Origin of the sequence: Paenibacillus sp. KACC 21273, assembly GCF_028736095.1 — a bacterium.
GTDB lineage: Bacteria > Bacillota > Bacilli > Paenibacillales > Paenibacillaceae > Saccharibacillus > Saccharibacillus kyungheensis.
Map to the genome: position 1 here is coordinate 1561345 of NZ_CP117876.1, position 25391 is coordinate 1586735.

Genomic DNA, 25391 nt, shown 5'->3' on the forward strand with positions numbered 1-25391 from the left:
TTTCTCTTATAAAGAGATCTAATAATCGGTTTGAGACGTATATTATTAAGTAAAAAGATAGGAATAGAAAGAATGACTACATCTAATCTAGCAGATTAAGCACGATCCAACATAGTTTGATACGTAGAAGCATCCATATTTTTAACAAGCTTAATCAGTAATTCTTTGGCGGCATCGTAATCATCGGTATGAATAATAGAAGATGAGGTATGGATATACCGTCCACAAATACCGATAATACTAGAAGGCACACCTGTTCCACTGACATGCACTTGTCCCGCATCTGTTCCACCCGCAGAAATAAAATACTGTACTGGAATCTGATGAGTACTTGCTGTATCTTGAATATATTCAATCATTCCGCGATGCGTAAACATGGTCGGATCATAAATGCGTAATAACGCACCTTTGCCTAAATGACCAAAAGCATTACGATCTCCTGTCATATCATTAGCAGCACTACAATCCAGTCCGAAGAACAGATCCGGCTGAATCAACTGAGCCGCTGTACGTGCACCACGAAGCCCTAGTTCTTCTTGTACTGTCGCTCCTGAATACAATGTACCGCCAAGCTTTTCACCATGAACCGCTTGCAACAATTCGATAGCAAGACCGACTCCATAGCGATTATCCCAAGCTTTTGCCATGATTTTTTTGGGATTAGCCATGGGTGTAAATTCACAGATCGGTACAATTTGTAGTCCGGGACGCAATCCCATTTGTTCAGCTTCTGCACGATCGTCTGCACCGATATCAATATACATCGATTTGATATCCACCGGTTTGTTGCGTTGTTCAGGACTTAGTAAATGAGTAGGAGTAGAACCGACCACTCCAACAATAGGGCCGTTATCGGTAATAATATGCAGACGTTGAGCAAGTACCACCTGACTGAACCATCCACCTAAAGGTTGAAAACGAATCAGCCCTTGCTCGGTGATTCCTGTTGTCATAAATCCAACTTCATCAAAGTGACCTGCGACCATCATTTTCGGTCCATTTTCATTACCACGAATAACACCAAATAAACTACCTAATCGATCTTGTACAAATTCATCGGTATAAGGTTCCATTTTCTCTTTAACCCAATGCCGAAGTTCTCTTTCAAAACCCGATACTGCGGGGAATTCGGTTAATTGTTTGAACATCTGAAGCGTCTGTTGATCCATTGACGTAGGTCACTCCTTAACAGTGTTATTCTTTGTTATAGTATGAACTTCATGTCGAAAAATGTCCAATTATTTGCCTTGACTTCAAATTGTAATCAGCCATTAAAGTGACTCTGACTTATCGTTCATGTACAATATAATTATATACGCATTTTTCACAAAGTTAGAGTCATTACATCATAATATAACAATATGAACCAGAAGCAGGAGGTTTTATATATATGTCGGCACGCAAAGAATCGATGCAAGTTATTGCAGCTGTAAGATCCAATCTAGAATCATGTATATTAGGCAAATCATTTGAAATAGAGCTGTTACTTACCGCTTTGCTTGCTGGAGGACATGTTCTGATTGAGGATGTTCCAGGAACAGGTAAAACGCAAATGATCAAAGCACTCGCTAAATCAATGAGTGGACAATATCGCCGTATTCAGTGTAATCCAGATATTTTACCAAGTGATATCACAGGCGTTTCTATTTTCCATCCCCGGGATGAGCAGTTTTATTTCCGTCCAGGTCCGGTGATGACGAATATTTTGCTTGCCGATGAAATTAATCGGGCAACGACCAAAACACAATCTGCTTTATTAGAAGTTATGGAAGAGCGCAGTGTAACAGTCGATGGAGAGACACATCCATTGCCACATCCATTTATGTTATGTGCAACACAGAATCCGATTGATTTTGAAGGAACATATATGTTGCCTGAAGCTCAATTGGATCGCTTTATGATGAAGATTACACTGGGTTATCCTGATGAGCAGACAGAGCGTAATTTACTTCGTCATGGTGCTGCTGGACAACCTGTGGATCGCTTAGAACCGGTAACAGATATGCAACATATCGCTGATATTCAGCAGGAGATTCGCAATGTTCATTTAGATGAATCGGTTAGCGACTATCTGGTCAGTGTTATCCGTCATACACGTGAACACGCCTCGGTGTTGCTTGGTGCAAGTCCACGGGCAACGTTGTCCTTTATGATGGCTGTCAAAGCCTATGCTTTTATACAGAATCGTGATTATGTACTGCCTGATGATGTCAAAAAGTTAGCACCTTATGTGATTCCACACCGTATTCTTCCACGTCCAGAAGCTCGTATGGAGCGTATGAGTTCTGAACGAATTGTAGCGCAGATTTTGGAGCAAATTCATGCTCCTGTATCTATGGGACAATAAGTATGAGAGCCTTATTTTCATACTTGCGTCTGAATTTGCAGTGGAAACGCCAACCATCCAAATTATGGTTGGTGTTTATGGTATGGATTGGATGTTTGTTTTATGTGCTTTTTCAAGGTGGCAAAACATCAGTCATGTTATTTGTTATGGTTTCTTTATTATCGCTATATTTAATTGGTGGTGGCTTTCGAGGAGTCGGACGCGCACATGGTCAGCGTCATTTGTCGACAGCAGGAGATCAGGGAGAAATGATTCTTGCTGGTGATCAGGTACAGGTGCGTCTGGATGTGACGATTCCGGGATTTTTACCATTACCATATGTTATTATTCGCGAAACGCTCAAGCGTCATAATGGAGAATCATGGTCTTTTGAAGAAAGTCTGATTCCGAGTATGCGAGGCAAAGGAGAGTTGTTATTTCAGACTCCTCCGCTAGAGCGAGGACGTTATCGCTTTTATGGTACCGAATGTATCAGTGAAGATATTTTTGGATTGATTGAAAATAAAGGGCAGTTCACAGCGCCCGGTGAATTTCTGGTATTGCCACGTATCGCTTTTATCCCGAACTGGCAAATGGGATCACGTTATTCCAGACTGGGCGGACAACAGACTTCGCAATTAATGTCACGACCGGAAACGAACCAGATCAACGGGGTACGCGATTATGTATATGGAGATCGAATTTCGCGTATTCACTGGTCAGCGACTGCACGTACAGGCAACTGGAAATCGAAAGAATTTGAACATGAATCGTTACCCAAAACCGTTTTAGTGCTTGATGCAATAGCCGATCATTATGAATCGGATGCTGCTTTTGAATTAGCAGTATCGACAACAGCATCTATGCTTGATTATGGGGTGCGGGAACGAATGGGAATGGGGTTATTTACGACCGGACAGAACAAAGGTGTATTTTTGCCATCAGATCATATAGGAGAACGTCAGCGAATGCGTCTGCATCTAGTAGATGTAGTCGCAGATGGCAAAGGTCGCTTGCTTGATCAACTGGAAGATCATGCGCGTATGTTTCCAGCAGGAACTTTATTTATTCTGATTACGCCGTTGATGAATGAGAAAGTGTGGGAGATTTTTCAATTTGCTCGTATTCGTCAGATGACACCACTTCAATTTTTAATTCATCCTTCTATAGAAAAAAATAAAGAAGCAGTGATTAACTGGTCACAGTCTGCTCATGCACGCGGTGTATCCTGTTATCCTATTTCTTCATTAGAGCAATTGCCAGCTGCGTTGGGAGGTGGAGCGATTTGAAAAAATGGTGGAATGGTATAAGTCGCTCTTGGTACTATTCATTATCTTTAGTATGGGTTTTTATTATTGCACTACAATGGATTAATTATGCAGATGGAGTCTGGTATCAAGAAACGACTCCATTGGTATTGGCAACAATGGCAGTTGTAGCGATTATTGATATTTTAATCCCGCTCAAAATCATATATCGACTGATTATCAAATTATTTGCCGTATTAGGTACAGTCTATTATGTGCTTGATCATTACGGTTTTTATAGCTGGCAAGAAGGTTCGTTAACAGACAATGTAGAGACATTTGTAGATACTGTTTCCCCGTATCTGTGGTTTATATTATCTGCATGGGTATTGATCGAAGTCTCTGCACGAATCGGGTCATCACGCCGAGCAATTATTATGTTTGTCGGTACGAATATTGCGGCTTTATCTATTTTAGATTCTTTTACCACGTCCATGATGTGGGAAGAAGTAGCATGGGTTGTATTTGCAGGGATGGGCTGGCTGGTTAGTAATCATTTTCGTTATTTTCAGCAGCGATTCCCCAAAGGATGGAAACATCTACGTCGATATCCGCTCAAAATTATTTTTAATATTGCCGTAATTTTCTCGATTATTTTACTGGTAGGGGTCAATGTACCGGAAGTCCAACCTACGCTCAAAGATCCGTATACGGCATGGAAAAATTGGCGCGGAGAAGCAGTGATTACCGTCAACGGTTCTAACCCGTTAAATGGACAAGGAGCTTCTTCAGGATACAGTCGCGAAGATTCCAATCTGGGTGGCGGATTTAATTTTGACTATACGCCGGTAATGACAGTCAGCACTACCAGCCGTAGTTATTGGCGCGGAGAAACGCGTACCGTCTATTCAGGAGAAGGTTGGATTGATCGCTCTAGCAATGGTTGGAGTGAATTACAGTCGGTAGAAGCGGGTAGTGAGCTTCCGCTGGATGAATCTTCAGATGTTGAAAAGAAAACCGTTAAGCAACAGGTGAAAATGTTGTCTGAAGATAATGTAACCTATCCTGTACTATTCGGTGCTTATACGATAGGCAGAGTTACCGATGTAGATGGCGGTTCAGATACATCACAATTGGACTGGCGTAGTAACCCCGGTGAAATTCACTGGAGCCCTACCCGTCAGAATCGTAAATTTCCAGAATCGTATTCACTCGTTTCCAGAGTGCCGATTATACCTGTCAAAGAACTGGAAAAGAAAACATTCAATCAATTGTATGCAGACAAATCGCTAGATCAGTATCTTCAAGTGCCTTCTGAATTGCCAGATCGTGTACGCAATCTAGCCAAAGAAGTAACAGCTTCTGGAGATACACCTTATGAAAAAGTAGAGTTATTGCAACAGTATTTGCAAAATAACTTTGCTTATACTAACAATCCTGATTTATCAAAGAAAAAAAGTCGTGATTTTGTAGATAGCTTTTTATTTGAAGTCAAAGAAGGATATTGTGATTATTATTCTACAGCGATGGTCATGATGGCACGCTCATTAGATATTCCTGCACGCTGGGTTAAAGGGTATGCTCCCGGACAAGCTTCCGGTTATGTTACTAGCGACTATTTCCCGGATGGAGCTACAGAATACACAGTCACTAATGCAGATGCACATTCATGGGCAGAAATTTATTTTGCCGATTATGGATGGGTACCGATCGAAGCAACACCAGGATTCGATATGCCGATGGTGACAGAAACAGTACAGACTCCATCCGATGATACTCCAACACCTGAACCAGAAGAAGAAGAACAAACACCAGAAGAAGAGGAAACAGCTACTCCTGTGCAAGATAACGAGCCTGCTGTACCTACTTCTGTCATCTGGATTGCTAGCAGTGTAATACTTGCGTGGGCAGCGGTAATGATTATTCGTTATCGTCGTGAACTAAGCTTTATGATTATGCGTATGCGTCAAGGCGAAGCTTTGACACCACAGCAAAAAATTATGGCTGAATCCAAACGCTGGTTAGCATGGATGAAACGTCATGGCATGGATCGCCGTTCATATGAAACATTGCGTGAATCGGTAAGCAGGTGGGAAGAGGTACGCCCTGATCTGGCGGCACAATTAACACCTTTACTTGAATTGTTTGAAAAAGCGAAATACAGTCCAGATCAGATTACAGAGGAAGAGTGGACCTCTATGCAACATCATCTGCAAAACTTGCGAAAAAGATGGCGCAAAAGGGATACAAAGTAGTATAATGGTGGATGGCTGAATGATTGTTCAAAACGTTGGACAAACTATTGATAGATCCTACAAAAAAACGCCGCTGATGCGGCGTTTCTTTTTGTCAGATAGGTTACACTTATGATATAGTTTGTCGTATGAAACCGAGGTGAATAAAGCTTGTTTGAGATGCTCGTACCCAAGTTGCGCGTGAATACTGTATTTGATATTGATCTAGAAGCAATGTATGCCAAAGGTTATCGTGGAATCATTACAGATTTAGACAACACACTCGTTGGTGCCAAAGCGCCAAATGCGACACCGGAATTGATTGAATGGTTTGCTAAAGTAAAAAAATACGGCTTCGAGCTGATTATCGTCTCGAATAACAATATGAGCAGGGTATCCTTATTTGCTACACCACTGGATATCAAATTTGTGCATGCGGCACGCAAGCCGTCCAATGCACCATTTCGCAAAGCAATGACGCTGATGAAATGGAGCGAAGAACAGACTATTGTTATCGGTGACCAATTGTTAACAGATGTATATGGTGGCAACAGACTCGGTTTATTTACGATTCTAGTATTGCCTATCGCTGCTGCTGATGAAGGTTGGAGAACCAAAGTTAACCGTAAGGTCGAACGGTTTGCCAGAAAACGACTGCGTAGAAAAGGACTATGGTCCGAGGAGGAAAACAATAAATGACAGAACAAAGCGGTCTTACCGCTGGTGCGAAATGTAGTGGATGCGGTATTACACTACAGATGGACGCGCCTGAATTACCAGGATACTTACCAGCACAAGCACTAGAAAGAACACCTCTAGTCTGCCAGCGCTGTTTCCGTATCCGCAATTATAATGAATCGTCGACAGTAACGGTAGATCAGAGCGAATTCTTGCGATTGCTCAGTGAAGTGGGCACAAAAGATGCACTGGTAATCCATATTGTCGACTTGTTCGATTTTCAGGGTAGCGTTATTTCAGGATTGCAACGTTTTGTAGGCAATAATCCTGTGATTTTAGCTGTGAACAAAATTGATTTGTTGCCGAAAGTCACCAATTGGAACAAATTGCGTAACTGGGTACAAAAAGAAGCGAAAGAAATCGGACTCAAAACCGAAGAAATCATTCTTTGTAGTGCCAAGCAAAATACAGGATTTGAGCGTATTCTTGAAGTTGTAGGTGAGATGCGTGGAAATCGTGATGTGTATGTAGTTGGAGCGACCAATGTAGGGAAATCTACACTGATCAACCGTCTAATTTCGGATTATAGTGATCTGGAAGAAGAACTAACTACTTCTCGTTATCCGGGTACAACGTTAGATACTGTGAATATTCCTTTAGATGATGGACATTTTATTATTGATACACCGGGGATTGTGTATGAATCTCGTTATACGGAACTCGTAACCAAGCAGGATTTGGCTGCGATTATGCCAGACAAACCGCTTAAACCGATGGTATACCAATTAAATGAAGGTCAGACACTCTTTTTCGGAGCGATGGCACGATTTGATTACCTTGAAGGTGGTCGTCAATCATTTACTTGCTTCATTAATAATAATCTCAAAATTCATCGTACCAAATTGGAACGTGCAGATGACTTATTTGCAGATCATGCAGGAGTAATGCTTGCACCTCCGACCAAAGAACATTTAGCAGACTTGCCAGAATGGACACGTCATGAATTCCGTGTTCCTCGCGGCTCACAATACGATCTATTTATTTCAGGCTTGGGTTGGATCAAAGTGAACGGCAGTACAGGCGCATTAGCTGCTATTCATTTACCTAAAGGTGTCAAAGTAATGATGCGTCCATCATTGATTTAATGTAAGCCTATCTTAATTCACAGGAGGAACTATACAATGACAGACCGGAAAAAAAATTCATCTCATCATACGCTTTTGTTAGGTGTTATGGGAGATCCTATCGGGCATTCCAAATCACCAGCTATGCATAATATTGCGTTGGAAGCATCAGGGATTCCGGGGATGTATGTTCCTTTACATGTGAAGCCAGAGCATCTGGCTGAAGCTGTAGCAGGTACCAAAGCGCTAGGCTTTAGCGGATTCAATGTCACCATTCCTCATAAAGTAGAAATGATGAAATTGATGGATGAACTGGATGAATCAGCGATATGCTGTGGCGCTGTTAATACAGTGGTTATCAAAGATGGCAAATTAAAAGGATATAACACCGATGGTATCGGTTATGTCCGATCTCTAAAAGAAGAATTAAATAGTGAGTTATCGGGTAAACATATTACGATTCTAGGTGCAGGTGGTGCTGCGCGTGGAGTAGTATATGCTTTGTTGCGAGAAGAACCAGCAAGTGTAACGATTATTAATCGTACAGTAGATAAAGCTGAACAACTAGCTCAAGAGTTCAGTCATGACACTTTACAAGTACAAAGTGGTAGCTACGATACACTCGATAAAGTTCTTCCGCAGACCGATATACTTATTAATACAACCTCGATCGGTATGTCACCGAATAGTGATGAGACACCACTAGAACAGCGTCAAATTCCAGAAGGAATTGTCGTTAGCGATCTGATCTATAATCCGTTAGAAACGCGTTTGTTGCGTGAAGCTAAAAGTCGTGGTTGTACGGTAATTGGTGGATTAGGTATGTTTGTTTATCAAGGAGCTTATGCTTATGAGTATTGGACAGGGGAACCTGCGCCTATATCTGTGATGCGTAGTGCTTTACTAGAAGCGATGAATCATCAAAAAGAATAGGTATTGAAGGAGAAATATATGTTAACAGGAAAACAAAAACGCTTTTTGCGTTCACAAGCTCATCATTTAGATGCGATTTTTCAAATCGGTAAAGGCGGTATGAATGACGGGATTGTTCGTCATGTACTGGATGCGATTGAAACGCGCGAATTGATGAAAATTTCAGTATTAAACAACTGTCTGGAAGAACCAAAAGATTTGGCAGAAGAATTAGCAAAAAGCACTAAATCCGAGTTGGTTCAAGTGATTGGACGTACAATCATTTTGTACAAAGAATCCAAAGACCACAAACAAATTGAATTACCAAAAGCGTAATTGATCTTATTTTTATTATAAAATCGTATTCGGTGGTGTATTCATGAAAGTCGGTATTATGGGTGGAACATTCGATCCTGTGCATATCGGTCATATGTTAGCAGCAGAAGCAGCGCTTCAAGGTTGTACGTTAGATGAAGTCTGGTTTATGCCGTCACATATTCCGCCGCATAAGCACGAAGCGGGAGCTGGAGGAGACGAACGTCTTCAGATGGTGGAGCTTGCAGTAGGAACGAATCCTGCTTTTCGTACATTGGATATAGAGCTTGTCCGCGGAGGCGTATCCTACACAATTGATACGATTCGTGAATTACGAGCAAGGTATACAGAGCATGAATTCTTTTTTATTATCGGTGCAGATATGGTGAATTTTTTAACACAATGGCATGGGATTGAAGAACTGGCACAGGTGCTTACATTTATCGGTGTAGGTCGTCCGGGTTCGGTCATTCGTAAAGAAGATTTACCGGATTATTTGCAGGAAAAAGTAGTGCTGGTGAATATGCCACAAGTTGATATTTCATCTACAGATATCCGTGAACGTCTAGCAGCAGGAAAATCTGTTCGTTATATGGTACATGATCTAGTGAATGAATATATACAAAGGAGCGGTATCTATGAACCTGACACGCGATGAGTTGAAGGCATCTGTATCCGCTCAAATGCCACAAAAACGCTGGAAGCATACCGAAGGTGTAATGCAATCAGCAATTGTACTTGCTAAGCGATATGGCGCTGATCCGGTCAAAGCAGAGATTGCTGCGATTTTGCATGATGTAGCGAAATATTGGAGCACTGAACGTCAAGAACAAGTATTACGCGAACAAGCGTTAAATGATGAACTATTATTGTATGACAAGCCGTTATGGCATGCTGAAGTGGGAGCATATACGGCACAGACAGAATACGGTGTGGACGATGAAGAAATATTGAATGCGATTCGTTATCATACCTCTGGACGTGTCGGTATGACTGTGTTGGAGAAAGTAATTTGTTTGGCTGATTATATAGAACCTGGACGTGATTTTCCAGGAGTAGATCATATTCGCAGTCTAGCTGAGCATAGTCTTGAAGCTGGATTGGTAGCTGGATTTGATTCGACGATTCATTTATTGCTGGCTAGACGACAAGTTATTTTTCCGTTAACGGTTTTATCTCGCAACGATTTGGTCAAACAGCTAGAACTCGAGGGGGAACTTTAATGAAATTGAATCCTGAACAATTATTGCAACTTGCTGTAGAAGCAGCTGAAAGTAAAAAAGCAAGCAATCTGGTAGCACTAGATTTACGTGGTGTATCCATGATCGCTGATTATTTTGTAATCTGTCATGGTAACTCGGATACACAAGTACAAGCGATTGCAAGTGAAATCCGTAAAGTAATGCATGATGCCAAAGCAGAGATTCGTGGTATGGAAGGCGTGAATGCAGCTCGTTGGGTACTGATGGATCTTGGCGATGTCGTCGTGCATATTTTCCATCGTGATGAGCGTGAATACTATAATATCGAGCGTCTGTGGTCAGATGCTAAAGTGATGGAGAACGTATGAGTTTTGAATCCGGTACAGTATTAACGCTTGAATTGGTGCGTGAAGTATCGCCGTATGGTTTTTTTCTATCCGATGGAGAAAACGATGTATTGCTTCATTACAGTGAAATCACCAAAAAAATCAAAATAGGCGATCATATCGAAGTCTTTATTTTCCATGATACCGAAGACCGTCTAGCAGCAACGATGAAAAAGCCATTTTTGACACTAGGTGGAATGGCAAAGCTAACTGTAGCTGATCTACATCCACGTCTAGGAGCTTTTCTTGAAATGGGACTAGGTCGTCAGTTGTTATTACCTCTGAGCGAAATGCCTGAACTCAAAGAACTTCGTCCGCAAGTAGGCGATGAAGTCTATGTGATGATGGAGCATGATCGTCAAGGTCGTCTACGTGCCAAATTAGCAGGTGAACTTGAATTTATGGAGCATACTTTTCACGCTCCTGAATCATGGGTGAATCTGTGGTTAGATGCACAAGTCTATCGTCCGTTACAAATGGGAACATTTGTGATTGTAGAAGGTGGCGTACTTGGATTTGGAGCATTGGGTATGATTCATCAGAGCGAGCGCAGTCGTATGCTTCGTCTCGGTGAAAAAGTCAATGTACGTGTAACACAAGTTCGTGAAGATGGACGTGTAAATCTATCGATGATTCCTCGTAAAGAAGTGGGCCGCGATCAAGATGCAGAGCGCTTACTTGCTTTCTTACAAGAACGTCCTGATGGAGCTATGCCGTATTCAGATACCACTACACCTGATATTATCAAACAACGATTTGGCATTAGTAAGTCTGCGTTCAAGCGTGCACTTGGTAAATTGATGCGCGAAGGTATTGTAGAGCAGAAAGAAAACTGGACGATGCTAGTTAAGCCAGCAGATTCTTCTGAACCATCTTCATCTGAAGAAGAAAAGCAATCTTAAGGACTAGCCGTTAGTAGTATGAATTGATCATTCTGTAATCGATATTGCAGATGTACGGAAGGACGGTTAGCGTATTGTCGTACCGGAAATTTGCTTATGTATATGATGAATTAATGGCAGATATGCCTTACCCGGATTGGCTACGCTTTGTGCGTGAAGTCTGGGATAAATATGGTATGCCTCGTACAGTGGCAGAACTTGGATGTGGAACCGGTAGTATTACGATTCCGCTTGTGAATGCAGGTTTCCAAGTGACAGGAATAGATCTATCATCAGATATGTTATCTGTAGCGAAAGACAAGCTAGAATCGACTCCACAAGGACATCGCCTTTTTCAAAACGGTAGTGTGAACTGGGTGTGTCAAAATATGACGCACTGGATGTTGCCTGAACCGGTCGATAGCGTAATTTCGTTTTGCGATTGTTTGAACTATTTAACAGAACCCGAGTATATCGTTGATACGTTTCAATCAACATACAAAGGGCTCAAATCAGGCGGTACATTTGTTTTTGATGTCCATCATCCGCGGACATTACGCCGTTATGATGAAGAGCAACCATTTATGTTAGATGAGCGTTCTGTTTCGTATTTATGGACATGTGAATATGATCAAGTTCGTACCGAGATTGAGCATCATTTGACGATTTTCGCCCGTACAGGTGAAGAACGTCATGCGCTGTATGAACGTTTTGAAGAAACTCATGTTCAACGTTCTTATGATCCAGAATGGTTGAAAACAGAATTAATCAAAGCCGGTTTTCGAGATGTGCATTGTTATGCTGATTTTGAATGGGTAGAAGCTGGTGAAGATGCTGCTAGATTATTCTTTGTAGCGATTAAATAATATGATATGATTTAATAGAAGCTCCCAGTATAGGGAGCTTTTTTTGATATAATAATCTATACTGCTTTGCAAATTCACAGATGAGGATTTTGAGATGCTGACTATTATTCAATCGCTTCTGAACAACCTTACATTTCTAACAACTACACTCTTTTTTGGTAATTTAATATTAAAATGGCTGAGTAAACGAATCAATATCCAGTCATTGTATGTCAAATTGCTATCCGGTGTTATTGCGGGAATAATTGGAATTTTATTGACTAAATACTTCTCTTTTCGTTTGTCACCTATGATAGTATTGGATCTTCGTCAGGTGGCTATTATATTGTCGTTTTACTTTGGTGGAGCATTAAGTAGTTTGATCACGGCTGTCATTATTGGAGTGTATCGCTTATTTTTAATAGACCCTATCAATTTTAGTTCATTTATCGGATTTTTTAATGCGATCTTTACGTTTGTGATTACAGGATTATTTATGAGAAAAGGCAAAGAGCTGGCGTTATCTTACTGGCTACGCATGATGATCGGGATTTTGTGTGTATATGCTTTATCTGTAATTTCTGTACTAGGGGAACACTCCTTTTTTCCGATTATAGTCTTTGCAGCGTTTTATATTCCCGGGGTATTGTTTGTTTATTATTTACTTCGTTATATGAAACGTACCGATGATGCATTGTTATTAATGCGTGAAGCAGCCAATCTTGATTTTTTGACAGGGCTTCATAATCCACGTGCATTTGAAAAAATGTTTGAACAAAAAACGATAAATTTGGTGCATTATCCACAACCTTTTGGTTTGCTCCTTTTAGATATTGATCATTTTAAAGATGTTAATGATACGTATGGACATTTAAATGGAGATACGGTATTGATTCAAATAGCTCAATTGTTAAAAGAGGCTATGCGTTCTAATGATCACTGTGCTCGTAAAGGCGGAGAAGAATTTGCTGCGATTTTAAATGACTGTGGAATCGAAAAAACGTTAAAAATAGCAGAATCGATTCGTAAAAAGATCGAAGCTCACGATTTTCAATTAGACGATGGACAAATGATTCATATTACGATATCGATCGGTGTGAGTTGTTATCCGCAGGATCAGCCTGAAAACATGTTTGAACAAGCAGATCAAGCATTGTATATAGCCAAGTCGGCTGGACGGAATCAGGTACAATTAGCTAAGCCACTATCATAAACAAAGCTTGATCTGAAATGCATTTCATACTTTATCATAAAAGCATCATTAGCTTGAAGGAGGAGTACAAATGCATCACGAACAGAAAAAAGCGTTCCCGACTGATTTTCTATGGGGATCAGCTTCGGCGGCATATCAAGTAGAAGGTGCTTGGGACGAAGATGGTAAAGGACCTTCGATGTGGGATTCATTTACCAAAATCCCGGGCAAAACATTCAAAGGTACCAATGGAGATGTAGCTGTAGATCATTATCATCGTTACAAAGAAGATATTGCTCTAATGGCGCAACAAGGTCTTAAAGCATACCGGTTTTCGATTAGCTGGCCACGTATTTATCCACAGGGTAAAGGTGAAGTCAATGAAGCAGGCTTGATCTTTTATGATCAATTAATTGACGAATTGTTGGCTAATCAGATCGAACCGGTATTAACGTTATACCACTGGGATGCTCCACAAGCACTCGCAGATGAATACGGAGCTTGGGAATCTAGAGAAATGATCGAAGATTTCAATCAATACTGTATTACATTGTATAAACGGTATGGAGATCGAGTAAAGTACTGGGTATCTCTTAATGAGCAAAATTACAATTCTAACCATGCGTTTATTACAGCGATGCATCCGCCGGGTGTCCATGATCGCAAACGTTTTTATGAAGCCAATCATATTGCTTTTCTAGCTAATGCCAAAGCGATTGAATCTTTCCGTCACTATGTACCGAACGGTAAAATTGGCCCTAGCTTTGCTTATTCTCCTTCTTATCCGGCTAGTAGTCAGCCTCGTGATATGCTGGCGTATGAGAATGCAGAAGAATTTCAAAATAACTGGTGGCTGGATACGTATTGTCTGGGTCATTATCCACAGGTAGCACTTCGTTATCTGGAAGAGCACGGTCTGGCTCCAACATTTGAAGAAGGCGATATCGAATTATTAACCAAAGGGATTCCTGATTTTGTCGGTGTTAATTATTATCAGACGATTACGTATGAATTTAATCCGATTGATGGTGTCGCTGAAGGCAAAATGAATACTACCGGACAAAAAGGAAGTAATGAAGATACGGGAAGACCGGGGCTATACAAAACAACGCCTAATACTCATTTAGAAACGTCAAACTGGGACTGGGCGATCGATCCAATCGGCTTGCGAATTGGATTACGTCGTATTACGAGCCGTTATGGACTGCCTGTCTTTATTACCGAAAATGGATTAGGTGAATTTGATAAGCTAGAAGCTGATGGAAGTATCCAAGATGATTATCGCATCGATTATTTGCGTTCTCATTTGGAACAATGTCGTGAAGCGATTGCTGACGGTGTAGATCTAATTGGTTATTGTAGTTGGTCATTTACCGATTTGTTAAGCTGGTTAAATGGCTATCAGAAACGTTATGGGTTCGTCTATATCAATCGTGACGAAGATAGCGAAAAAGATATGCGCCGTATTCCGAAGAAAAGCTATTACTGGTATCAGCAAGTAATTGAAAGTAACGGAGAACAGTTATAATTTAATAATAATATGTATAACAACCGCCTTGTCTTGGATAGAATGTTCAAGAAAACAGGCGGTTGTTTATCGTTGATCTTATTTTTGAGCTATGATAGAAGTAATTGTGTAAGATTTATGATGACAAGAAAGGAGTCACTTATGGTCAACATTAAGCAAATTGCCAAACAAGCAGGAGTTTCGGTGTCTACTGTATCTAGAGTACTCAATAATCATCCTTATGTTAGAGCAGATAAACGAGAACGGGTACAACAGGTGATCGAGCAAAATAGCTACACCCCTAATTCACAAGCTATTAATCTGATTCGTGGCAAAACCAAAACGGTTGGTTTGATTTTACCATTTAGTCATCATCCGTATTATCACGCCATTATTGCAGGTGTGATGGAAGAAGCTTATCAATATGGTTATCACGTATTGCTATGTCAGACTTCGTATAATCCAGATCAAGAACGAGAATATCTACATATGCTCAGTACAAGACAGGTAGATGGAGTTATTGCATGTTCACGCGTATTACCATGGGCAGAATTACAATCATACAGTGATTCAGGGCCGATCGTTGTCTGCGAATATACAGAAGAATCCAATCTATCGGCTGTATATACCGATCATTATGGAGCTTTTTGTAGCGGAATTCAGTATTTATTAGATCGTGGGTATACTCGTATCGGTTATTGTATTGGTCGCAAAACAAGTGCAAGCAGTCAGGAGCGATTTCGTGCATACCAAAATACACTCCATGCCGCAGGGCTTGAAGTGTATCAGGAGTGGATTTTTCCAGATTGTATCCATATGAGTGATGGTGAACAGATTGCCAAGCGGATTGCGACTATGGAGTCACCTCCGTCTGCGTTAATTGTAACAGGGGATGAAGCCGCCGCAGGTGTTATGTTAGGCGCACGTCAATATGGATTGCGTATTCCTGAGCAGTTAGCAATTATAGGGTATGATAACCAACCGATCTCTGCCGGATTACAACTCACTACGATCGATCAGAATTTACAAGAAATCGGCAGACAAGCGTTTTCTTTATTTTATGAACGTAGTCTTGATACTACTATCATGCCCGTCAAGCGACAGATTCCTTATACATTAATCGAACGCCATAGTGTGTGAAGTGAACGATTATTGGATAAAAGGAGTTAACTTGATTTTTTGATTACATCGACACGACCGGAGAAGAAGGTTGCACCGCCACCCATATCAGCCAAGCGATCTGACGTGAGTGCATTAACTAGATGGGTAGCTTGCTGATTGTCAGTGTCTGCCCATAGCCCCTGGCTGACGACAACGCCTGGCAATACATGTTCACCTACAGTAGCAAGCAGTTCACAAGACCCTCGTTCATTCCATACGGTTACCCAGTCGCCATCTTCAATACCAGCATTTTGTGCATCGATTGTATTCATAAACAGCTTCGGTGTTTTTTCAAGACCGATATGTTTGGCATTATTGGAAAAGGTTGAATTCAAAAAGTTATGATTCGGTCCCGGTACAAAAATATAAGGATGCGTTCCTTGTTCTCGAAGTGGTGTATAGGTTGGTAATGGCGGTAATCCATCACGCTCCATATCGGCTGAATATAGTTCAATTTTGCCACTTGGTGTAGGCAGACGATCCGGGAAAATATATTGTCGATCTGCTTTGACATATTGATGCTGAACTAATGAATCATACGTAATATTTTTCAGTGCCGGATTAGCAGGATGATCCAGCGCTTGCCGAATTAACTGTTCATCACTATCTTGTAATGCTTGATCTTCATAGCCCATTGCCTTAGCAAGCAAACGAAATACTTCGGTATTGGATTTGCTTTCACCATATGGAGCAACAACTGGTTGTTGAATCTGCATATAATGATGCCAGTACGAAGCATAGAAATCGGTATTTTCAAAAGCAGATGTTGCTGGCAAAACGATATCTGCATATTTAGCTGTTTCAGTTAAAAAGAGATCGTGCACAACAGTAAACAAATCGTCTCGTGCTAATCCTTGTCTGACAAGCGTAGCTTCTGGAGTCACAACTGCTGGATTAGAATTGTACACATATAGCGATTGCACAGGTTCAGACTCCTCTAATAATACCCGTCCCAATTGATTCATATTAAAAGAACGAGTGTTGCGATTAGCCAATAAGTCTGGACGTTGTAACGCATTTTCATTAAATGTTAGCTGGAACGTATTAGACTTAATAGCACCGCCACCGCGTACTAACCATTGTCCTGTGATAGCAGGTAGGCAAGCAATCGTACGTACATTCATACCGCCGTTATCATGATGTTGTAGACCATTTCCGATACGAATCAGAGCAGGGCTAGCATTGCCATACATACGAGCTAATTGATATAGATCATCGACAGGTACGCCTGTAATTGTGGATACAGTGGCAGGGTCGTATTGCTTTACATGCTCACGCAATTGTTCGTGCCCTACTGTATATTGCTTCATAAAATCCTCATTCACTTTATCTTCAGCAAATAAAATATGCATCATCCCTAAAGCGAGTGCGCTATCTGTTCCTGGCAAAATCGGAATAAACCAATCTGCAGATCGTCCAGTTTGATTTTTATGCACATCGATCACAATAACTTTAGCGCCTTTTTTGCGAGCTTGCTGCGCTAAAGTCACTTGATGCATATTAGTGCTAACTGCATTAATACCCCAGAAAATAAATAACTGTGTATCTACCGTATCTTCAGGATCGGTACCAATACTGCCACCCATTGTATATTTATAACCTGCTGAACCAGCGGCTGTGCAAATGGTACGCTCTAAAAGACTCGCCCCCATCCGGTGGAAAAAGCGGCGATCCATCCCTTCTGCGGATAGATTGCCCATATTGCCATAGAAGCTATACGGGAGAATACTTTCAGGGCCAGAAGTGGATATTAATGTTTTCCATTTGGAAGTAATTGTAGTAATCGCTTCTTCCCATGAAATAGGTTCAAAAAGACCTTCTCCTTTTGCTCCAATCCGCTTGAGTGGAGTAGTTAGACGCTTGGTATCATAGATACGTTCTGTCATATTACGAACTTTGTTACAGATGTTCCCTTTGGTAACAGGATGATTAGGATCTCCAGCAATTTTGATGATTTTACCTTTTTCTTTATGAACAAGCAGTCCGCACTGATCAGGACAATCGAGCGAGCAGACTGAAGGAAATACTCCATCTTGTTGATCAACATAACTAGACATACATCATGCTCCTTTCGTAATACCCATACCTTAATAATGGCAGAAATAGACTTTGAATACGTTATAAACTATCATAAATCAAATTTTAGATTTAATGTTGACTTTTTTACTAGGTTTAATTAGAATAAAGAAAATTATTTCGAATTCGACAAATTTAGATGTTTTATACCTTATCGTGTCTGATATCGATTTGCAAGTTTTTTTCGACAACTACATACATTAGATTTTCTATCCAGAGAGGTGGAGGGACTGGCCCTACGAAACCTCGGCAAAAACGTGCCAATTCCAGCAAGCTTGAATCGCTTGGGAGATAGGAAAGCAGGATGAATTATTGCATTATTTTATTCGTATGATTTGAATATTATAATGAATAGATAGCGAACCTCTTTCCTTGATGTGGGAAAGAGGTTTTTTGTATATTGTCGTTGACTCAGTTGATTATATTGTCAAATAATGACGTTATTAGTAGCAAACCAAGAACTCACTATATCAAGTCACTTTCTTACTTTAAAGCTTCACTTAAATAACACTGCACCTAAGTGTACCAAAGGAGATTGAATAATGAAAATATTAATTACCGCCCCTTATCATGAGCAAGGTCGTCAACAACTAGCAGATACGTTTGGAGAAGTCATTTACCGTTGCTGGAAAGATCATGGGCAAGCTTATCAAGAAGAGGAATTAATCTCTTTATTACAAGCAACCGGAGCAAACGCCATTATTGCAGAATTAGATCAAATTACTGAAAAGGTAATTAAAGCTGTACCTCAATTGCAATTTATCGGTGTCTGTCGAGGAACTCCTTCTAATGTAGATGTACCTGTGGCTACAGATCGTCGTATTCCTGTTTTCTATACGCCAGCACGTAATGCACAAGCTGTAGCTGAAATGGTAGTTGGTAGTCTAATTACCTTTTTACGCAGTATTATTTCATCCAGTCAATGGCTAGAAGCAGGAGAATGGCAAAGTGGTAGCTTAACTGCTTATCTCAAGTTTAAAGGTAATGAACTGGCTGGCAAAACAGTCGGTATGGTTGGTTTTGGAGCTGTAGCCCAGCGTACAGCAGGCATACTACGTAGCTTCCCTTGTGATATTCGTTATTACGATCCCTATGTAACCAGCCCTGACCCGCGTGATCAAAAAGTATCGTTAGCCGAGTTATTTGCTACAAGCGATATTGTATCGATTCATTTACCTGTAACCGAAGATACCAAAGGATTAATAGGTACAGAATTATTGCAATCAATGAAAAAAGACGCCATTTTTGTGAATACTGCCCGTTCTGTAGTGGTAGATCATCATGCACTGGTTGAACAATTACAACAAAATCAGATTCGTGGAGCGATTATCGATGTGTTTGATCAAGAACCGCCACTTCCTAAAGATTATGAACTGATTTCATTGCCAAATGTTTTAGCAATTCCACATTTAGCAGGTGCCACTTATGAAGTTGAAGATCATCATGTAGAAATTATGAATACAGCACTCATAGAGTGGTTTGAGTATCATAATACCGCAGTGAAAGTACTTTATAATAAAGCGATTTTGGAGGATATTAACGATGACACAACAAGCCTATCTAGTCTTTGATATCGGTACCGGTAATGCTCGCGTAGCTGTTGTCGATATCAATGGTAACGTATTGTCGATTGAGCGAGCTGATATTTTGTATCACAATGACAATCAGTATCCGGATGCACGCCATTTTATACCGGAAGTACTGTGGGAACAGATTGCAGGGCTTGCTAAAGTAGCACTATCTAACGTTCCTGATATTCAGATTATCGCTGTCACTTCAACGAGTCAGCGTCAAGGTATCGTACTGATTGATGAAGCAGGTGAATCTTATCTAGGATTACCGAATATTGATAATCGGGGACGAGAGTGGGAAGAACACTATAGCGACCAAACTTCTATTTATCCGATCACAGGCAGAACACCGTCTGCTTTATTTTCAGCAATGAAATTAGTCGGATTACGGGAGCGTCATTCTCAGCAGTATCAACGATTGAATCGTTTTACCAGTATTAGCGATTGGGTAACGTATGCGCTTAGTGGTGTGTTAAGTTACGAGCCGTCTCAAGCATGTGAGACTCTTCTCTATAATGTAGAGCATAGTGATTGGTCTACAGAAATGTGTCACACCTTTGGCATTGCACCAATAGTGTTGCCTTCATTAATACCTTCAGGTAGCGTGCTAGGGACATTAACATCGGGTACAGCAGCAGAATTGAACTTGCCTGTAGATACACCTGTTATCGTAGGTGGCGGGGATACGCAGTTGGCTATCCATAGTACAAGTGCAGGAGCAGAAGATATTGTTATTGTATCCGGTACAACTACACCTATCGCTAAGATTACAGATACATTTACAACAGATAAATCAGCAAAAGCATGGATTAATGCGTATACAACACCACATCAATTTTTGATCGAAACGAATCCAGGTATCACCGGTCTGAACTATCAGAAATTGCAATCTATTTTCTATCCCAATGAAGGATACGCCATGATGGAGCAAGAGATGAATGAACTGGAAGAAAGTCAATGTGTAGCAGCATTAGGTTCTTATTTATCTTCTGCCAAAAATGCGCGGGTACGTGGCGGATTTCTATTCGATGCTCCGCTGTCAGATCAATTAAGCCGGGCTCATTTTGTCAGATCAGCATTACACGAGATTGCTTTTTCTATCAAAGTGAATTTCGATCAATTGGCACAGGTGGTCTTGCTGGATCGTCCGTATATTTGGGCATGTGGAGGAGGACTACAGAGCCGTACACTTATTCAAAGTATTGCTGATCTATTAGGTAAAGAAATCCGTATCCGCACAGGATTTGAACATGCTTCGATTGTAGGAGCAGCTTATATCTGTAATGAAGCTTTGGATATACAGTCTACTCAGACAGAACAGATCACTACATTTCAACCACAATCTTCTGAGGCATTGCAAAAAGATTACCAACAATGGCATAAGGCGCAGCTCTTTTTTGCACAATTACAATTAGCGGAGTCTGCGACAACGACTTCTTCATCTGAAAGTAGTATTTGAGAACAGTAGCTTACCAGTAAAGTTGAAAAAGGAGTGGATGTCATGAACGTATTAGATCGTATAGGGATTCCCAAAACATTAGTATGGGGATATCTCGGAGTATTGATTTTTATGATGGGAGATGGATTAGAAGCAGGTTGGTTAAGCCCTTATCTGGTAGAACGAGGGCTTAGCGTGCAGGATGCCAGTCTTTTATTTACGGTATATGGTATTACACTAGCAATTGCATCATGGTTTTCTGGCGTATTTTTAGAAGCATTTGGAGCCAAAAAATCAATGTTCATTGGATTTATCGCTTATGTAATCGGTACATCTGCTTTTATCGCTTTTGGTATAACCGATCTAAATTATCCTATTATGTTATTAACGTATGCGGTTAAAGGATTTGGGTATCCATTGTTTGCTTATTCTTTTTTAACATGGGTAACTTATCGTAGTCCTGAGCACAAATTAAGTACAGCAATTGGCTGGTTCTGGGTAGCCTACTCAGGCGGGATGTTTGTATTAGGTGCATATTATTCCAGTTATGCGATCAAAAATCTAGGATATATGCAGACGTTATGGAGTGCTGTTGTGCTTGCTGGAATCGGTGCTATTTTTGCTTTGTTGATCAATCGTGACCGTTTACCCAAAAAAGCAGGCAACGCTCGTGAAACGTTACGCGAATTGGGTAAAGGATTAACGATTGTCAAAACCCATCCCAAAGTTGGATTAAGCGGTATTGTACGGGTTATTAATAGTGTAGGTTCTTACGGATTCCCTGTATTTTTACCATTACATATGGCACAATACGGAATCGCAACAGGTACATGGTTGAACATCTGGGGAACGATCTTTTTAGGAAATATCGTATTTAATCTATTATTCGGTATTATTGGTGATAAATTTGGTTGGAGACAGACCGTCATGTGGTTCGGTGGAGTAGGTTGTGGTATTTTCACATTATTATTGTTCTATGTCCCTGAATGGACAAACGGTAACTTGTGGATCACCACGATTGTTGGATTTATCTGGGGTGGATTGTTAGCGGGATATGTTCCTATTGCAGCACTTGCTCCATCCGTAGCAGGAGGCAACAAAGGCCCTGCGATGTCTATCGTCAATCTAGGTGCTGGTTTATCCGCTTTTATTGCTCCTGCTATCGCATTTGCTTTTATCGGTGTGATCGGTGCAGAAGGAGTGGTATGGGTATTCGCAATTCTTTACTTTATCAGTGCGATTATTACCAAGTTTATTACAACTCCAGAAGAAGATGCTGCTAAAGTAGCCGGTAAACGTAAAGTACAAGAGAATATTGCGTAATCATTGACTTTCCAGGGCGAATTTTTTAAAATAGAGCTATTGTTATATTTTATAATACAATGCTCAGTGAAAAGGAATAGTAATATTAGTAAGCATGTAATGATAGAGAGTCGACGGGTGGTGCAAGTCGATATGATGCTGATATGAACTCGCCTTGGAGATATGTGGCAAGAATATTGGAATACGCTGTTATTTTTATCAGTACATAGTCAGCGTAGTTATCCTATTTCTGAACGACATCGGCTTCCTACCGTTATCAGGCAACTAAGTGAGTGGATAGCAAAGTATGCTTGTTCACTAACTAGGGTGGTACCGCGAGACACAACCTCTCGTCCCTAGCGATATTATGCGCTATGGATGAGAGGTTTTTTTGTCGCATATGAGCAGTAAGCTATGAATGAAATACAGGTATACGACAGACACACACGATCGTTAAGATCGAAGGAGGACACATTGATGACAGATTCAAAAACAACTCAACCTGGTTATCATCCACAGCAGATTGAACCGAAGTGGCAAGGATATTGGGATCAACACAAAACATTCAAAACACAAGAAGAACCAGGTAAACCGAAATTTTATGCACTGGATATGTTCCCTTATCCATCTGGAGCAGGTCTGCATGTAGGGCATCCTGAAGGATATACAGCTACAGATATCGTGTCTCGCTACAAGCGTATGCGTGGTTTTAATGTACTTCATCCAATGGGATGGGATGCGTTTGGTCTACCAGCAGAACAATATGCAATGGATACAGGCGAACACCCACGTGATATTACATTCAAAAATATCGATAATTTCCGCCGTCAAATTAAATCATTAGGATTTTCTTATGATTGGGATCGTGAGATCAGCACAACTGACCCACAGTATTACAAATGGACACAATGGATCTTTATCCAATTGTATAACAAAGGGCTTGCTTATGTAGATGAAGTCGCTGTGAACTGGTGTGAAGCATTAGGAACAGTACTTGCGAATGAAGAAGTTATTGATGGCAAAAGTGAACGCGGAGGACATCCAGTTGTCCGCAAACCAATGCGTCAATGGGTACTACGTATTACAGAATACGCAGAGCGTCTTTTGGATGATTTGGAAGAATTGGATTGGACCGAAAGTATCAAAGATATGCAGCGTAACTGGATCGGCAAATCTGTCGGTGCAGAAGTGCACTTTGATATTGAAGGAACCGATAAAAATCTAACCGTATTTACAACGCGTGCAGATACTTTATTTGGTGCAACATATTGCGTATTGGCTCCTGAACACGAGTTAGTCGATGTGATTACAACACCTGAGCAAAAAGAGGCTGTCAAAGCGTATCAAGATCAAGCAACACATAAGAGTGATCTAGAACGTACAGATTTAGCAAAAGACAAAACAGGCGTATTTACAGGTGCTTATGCAATTAATCCAGCAAGTGGCGAGAAATTACCAATCTGGATCGCTGATTATGTACTTGCAGGTTACGGTACAGGCGCTATTATGGCGGTTCCTGCACATGATGCTCGTGACTGGGAATTTGCTAAAAAATTCGATTTGGAAATTAAAGAAGTAGTAGCTGGAGGCAGTGTACAAGAAGAAGTGTATACAGGCGAAGGCGAACATGTGAATTCTGATTTCTTAAATGGATTAAATACAACAGATGCGATTGCCAAAATGATTGCATGGCTTGAGGAAAATGGTAAGGGACAAGGTAAAGTTACGTATCGTCTACGCGACTGGTTGTTTAGCCGTCAACGGTACTGGGGAGAGCCTATTCCTATTTTGCATTTAGAAGATGGTACGATGAAGACTGTTCCTGAATCGGAATTACCTTTATTGCTTCCTGATATCGATCAGATCAAACCTTCGGGCACAGGAGAATCACCACTGGCTAATATTACTGACTGGGTAGAAACGATCGATCCAGAAACAGGGATGAAAGCACGTCGTGAAACGAACACGATGCCACAGTGGGCAGGTAGTTGCTGGTATTACTTGCGTTATATCGATCCACATAATGATGATGCTTTGTGTTCACCAGAGAAGCAAAAAGAATGGTTGCCTGTCGATCTATATATCGGTGGAGTAGAACATGCTGTACTTCACTTATTGTATGCTCGTTTCTGGCATAAAGTGTTATACGATATCGGTGTAGTCGATACCAAAGAACCTTTCCACAAGCTTGTCAATCAAGGGATGATTCTAGGTAATAACAATGAGAAAATGAGTAAATCTCGTGGTAATGTTATCAATCCAGATGATATCGTTAGTGAATATGGTGCAGATACATTACGTCTATATGAAATGTTTATGGGACCACTAGAAGCAACGAAGCCTTGGAATGAAAATGGTGTAGAAGGCATGTATCGCTTCTTATCTCGTGTATGGCGTCTATTTATTACAGATGAAGGACAATTGAATGCCAAAATCACAGACGGTGAAGGCGATGAAGCATTCAAACGTACAGCTCACAAAACGATCAAAAAAGTAACAGAAGACTTAGACGGACTTCGTTTCAATACAGCGATTAGTCAGTTGATGATCTTTGTGAATGATGCTTACAAAACAGACGTATTGCCACGTGATCTAATGGAGAAATTCGTACAATTGTTATCTCCTCTTGCTCCACATATTGCAGAAGAACTATGGGCTCGTCTGGGTCACGATGGAAGTATTACGTATGTAGAATGGCCTACATTTGATGAGCAATGGACAACTGAATCTGAAGTGGAAATTGTTATTCAAGTGAATGGTAAAATTGTACAACGTAACAAAATTGCTAAAGATCTGGATGCCAAAGCGATGGAAGAATCTGCACTATCCTTAGAAGCAGTTCAACAAGTGATCGAAGGCAAAACAGTTCGTAAAGTAATTGCTGTACCGGGCAAATTAGTTAATATTGTTGCTAACTAATCACTGACCGATTGATATAGCTAATATATGTATTGTTTGATCTGAACGTACAAAAGTAACATCGTTTAACCTCCT

21 protein-coding genes, 1 riboswitch and 1 other annotated feature are annotated in these 25391 nt (G+C 40.7%); of the genes, 19 read left to right on the top strand and 2 right to left on the bottom strand.

The annotated features are described in order from the left end of the window. Positions 1-95: 95 nt before the first annotated feature. Positions 96-1169 (bottom strand): M42 family metallopeptidase, encoded by a 1074-nt coding sequence (locus tag PQ460_RS07185; protein ID WP_273613156.1) that lies wholly within the window; start codon positions 1167-1169, stop codon positions 96-98. 221 nt (positions 1170-1390) lie between these two features. On the opposite strand from PQ460_RS07185, the gene PQ460_RS07190 reads away from it, so the two are divergent. The 15 genes from PQ460_RS07190 to PQ460_RS07260 all read left to right on the top strand — a co-directional run bounded on the left by PQ460_RS07190 (position 1391) and on the right by PQ460_RS07260 (position 15989). After that, positions 1391-2347, top strand: coding sequence for an AAA family ATPase (locus PQ460_RS07190; RefSeq protein WP_273613155.1), 957 nt, complete (start codon positions 1391-1393; stop codon positions 2345-2347). Positions 2348-2349: 2 nt separating this feature from the next. Then, positions 2350-3615 carry a DUF58 domain-containing protein gene (locus tag PQ460_RS07195; protein WP_274172208.1) on the top strand — a complete coding sequence of 422 codons (1266 nt, stop codon included), beginning with the start codon at positions 2350-2352 and terminating at the stop codon, positions 3613-3615. Further along, a complete protein-coding gene (locus tag PQ460_RS07200; protein ID WP_274172209.1) occupies positions 3612-5828 on the top strand; it encodes a DUF4129 domain-containing transglutaminase family protein in 2217 nt (738 codons plus the stop codon). Before PQ460_RS07195 ends, PQ460_RS07200 begins: the two co-directional genes overlap by 4 nt. A gap of 150 nt (positions 5829-5978) precedes the next feature. Then, entirely contained in the window at positions 5979-6506 is a 528-nt protein-coding gene (locus tag PQ460_RS07205; RefSeq protein ID WP_273613152.1) for a YqeG family HAD IIIA-type phosphatase, read from the top strand. Beyond that, entirely contained in the window at positions 6503-7630 is a 1128-nt protein-coding gene (yqeH, locus tag PQ460_RS07210) for a ribosome biogenesis GTPase YqeH (RefSeq protein ID WP_274172210.1), read from the top strand. The genes PQ460_RS07205 and yqeH overlap by 4 nt, the downstream gene beginning before the upstream one ends. 36 nt (positions 7631-7666) lie before the next feature. Next, complete coding sequence (aroE, locus tag PQ460_RS07215) at positions 7667-8542, top strand: shikimate dehydrogenase (protein ID WP_274172211.1); 876 nt, start codon at positions 7667-7669, stop codon at positions 8540-8542. An 18-nt stretch (positions 8543-8560) separates the two neighbouring features. Beyond that, positions 8561-8857, top strand: coding sequence for a ribosome assembly RNA-binding protein YhbY (gene yhbY, locus PQ460_RS07220; protein WP_069329869.1), 297 nt, complete (start codon positions 8561-8563; stop codon positions 8855-8857). A 43-nt stretch (positions 8858-8900) separates the two neighbouring features. After that, complete coding sequence (gene nadD / locus PQ460_RS07225; RefSeq protein ID WP_273613149.1) at positions 8901-9494, top strand: nicotinate-nucleotide adenylyltransferase; 594 nt, start codon at positions 8901-8903, stop codon at positions 9492-9494. Beyond that, positions 9475-10059 carry a bis(5'-nucleosyl)-tetraphosphatase (symmetrical) YqeK gene (gene yqeK / locus PQ460_RS07230; protein ID WP_273613148.1) on the top strand — a complete coding sequence of 195 codons (585 nt, stop codon included), beginning with the start codon at positions 9475-9477 and terminating at the stop codon, positions 10057-10059. The genes nadD and yqeK overlap by 20 nt, the downstream gene beginning before the upstream one ends. Next, on the top strand, positions 10059-10406 hold the full coding sequence (gene rsfS / locus PQ460_RS07235) for a ribosome silencing factor (protein WP_069329867.1): 348 nt from the start codon (positions 10059-10061) through the stop codon (positions 10404-10406). Before yqeK ends, rsfS begins: the two co-directional genes overlap by 1 nt. Further along, positions 10403-11326, top strand: coding sequence for a CvfB family protein (locus PQ460_RS07240; protein WP_274172212.1), 924 nt, complete (start codon positions 10403-10405; stop codon positions 11324-11326). The genes rsfS and PQ460_RS07240 overlap by 4 nt, the downstream gene beginning before the upstream one ends. A gap of 50 nt (positions 11327-11376) precedes the next feature. Next, the gene (locus PQ460_RS07245) at positions 11377-12171 is read left to right on the top strand and encodes a class I SAM-dependent DNA methyltransferase (protein ID WP_273613146.1); all 795 of its coding nucleotides are present in this window, start codon (positions 11377-11379) and stop codon (positions 12169-12171) included. Between the two features lie 94 nt (positions 12172-12265). After that, complete coding sequence (locus PQ460_RS07250; RefSeq protein ID WP_274172213.1) at positions 12266-13363, top strand: GGDEF domain-containing protein; 1098 nt, start codon at positions 12266-12268, stop codon at positions 13361-13363. 70 nt (positions 13364-13433) lie between these two features. Beyond that, complete coding sequence (locus tag PQ460_RS07255; protein WP_274172214.1) at positions 13434-14870, top strand: glycoside hydrolase family 1 protein; 1437 nt, start codon at positions 13434-13436, stop codon at positions 14868-14870. 141 nt (positions 14871-15011) lie between these two features. Further along, on the top strand, positions 15012-15989 hold the full coding sequence (locus PQ460_RS07260) for a LacI family DNA-binding transcriptional regulator (protein ID WP_274172215.1): 978 nt from the start codon (positions 15012-15014) through the stop codon (positions 15987-15989). A gap of 26 nt (positions 15990-16015) precedes the next feature. On the opposite strand, the gene PQ460_RS07265 is transcribed toward PQ460_RS07260, so the two are convergent. Then, entirely contained in the window at positions 16016-18067 is a 2052-nt protein-coding gene (locus PQ460_RS07265; RefSeq protein WP_274172216.1) for a molybdopterin oxidoreductase family protein, read from the bottom strand. Positions 18068-18292: 225 nt separating this feature from the next. After that, positions 18293-18384: riboswitch (SAM riboswitch) on the top strand. Positions 18385-18628: 244 nt separating this feature from the next. Here PQ460_RS07265 and PQ460_RS07270 point away from each other — a divergent pair. The 4 genes from PQ460_RS07270 (at position 18629) to leuS (ending at position 25316) form a co-directional block, all read left to right on the top strand. Beyond that, positions 18629-19657, top strand: coding sequence for a 2-hydroxyacid dehydrogenase (locus PQ460_RS07270; protein WP_274172217.1), 1029 nt, complete (start codon positions 18629-18631; stop codon positions 19655-19657). After that, on the top strand, positions 19629-21116 hold the full coding sequence (locus PQ460_RS07275) for an FGGY-family carbohydrate kinase (protein ID WP_274172218.1): 1488 nt from the start codon (positions 19629-19631) through the stop codon (positions 21114-21116). The genes PQ460_RS07270 and PQ460_RS07275 overlap by 29 nt, the downstream gene beginning before the upstream one ends. Positions 21117-21158: 42 nt before the next feature. Further along, a complete protein-coding gene (locus tag PQ460_RS07280) occupies positions 21159-22418 on the top strand; it encodes an MFS transporter (protein WP_273613139.1) in 1260 nt (419 codons plus the stop codon). Positions 22419-22475: 57 nt separating this feature from the next. Next, positions 22476-22758: a binding site (T-box leader), on the top strand. A gap of 116 nt (positions 22759-22874) precedes the next feature. Then, a complete protein-coding gene (leuS, locus tag PQ460_RS07285; protein ID WP_274172219.1) occupies positions 22875-25316 on the top strand; it encodes a leucine--tRNA ligase in 2442 nt (813 codons plus the stop codon). Positions 25317-25391: the final 75 nt, after the last annotated feature.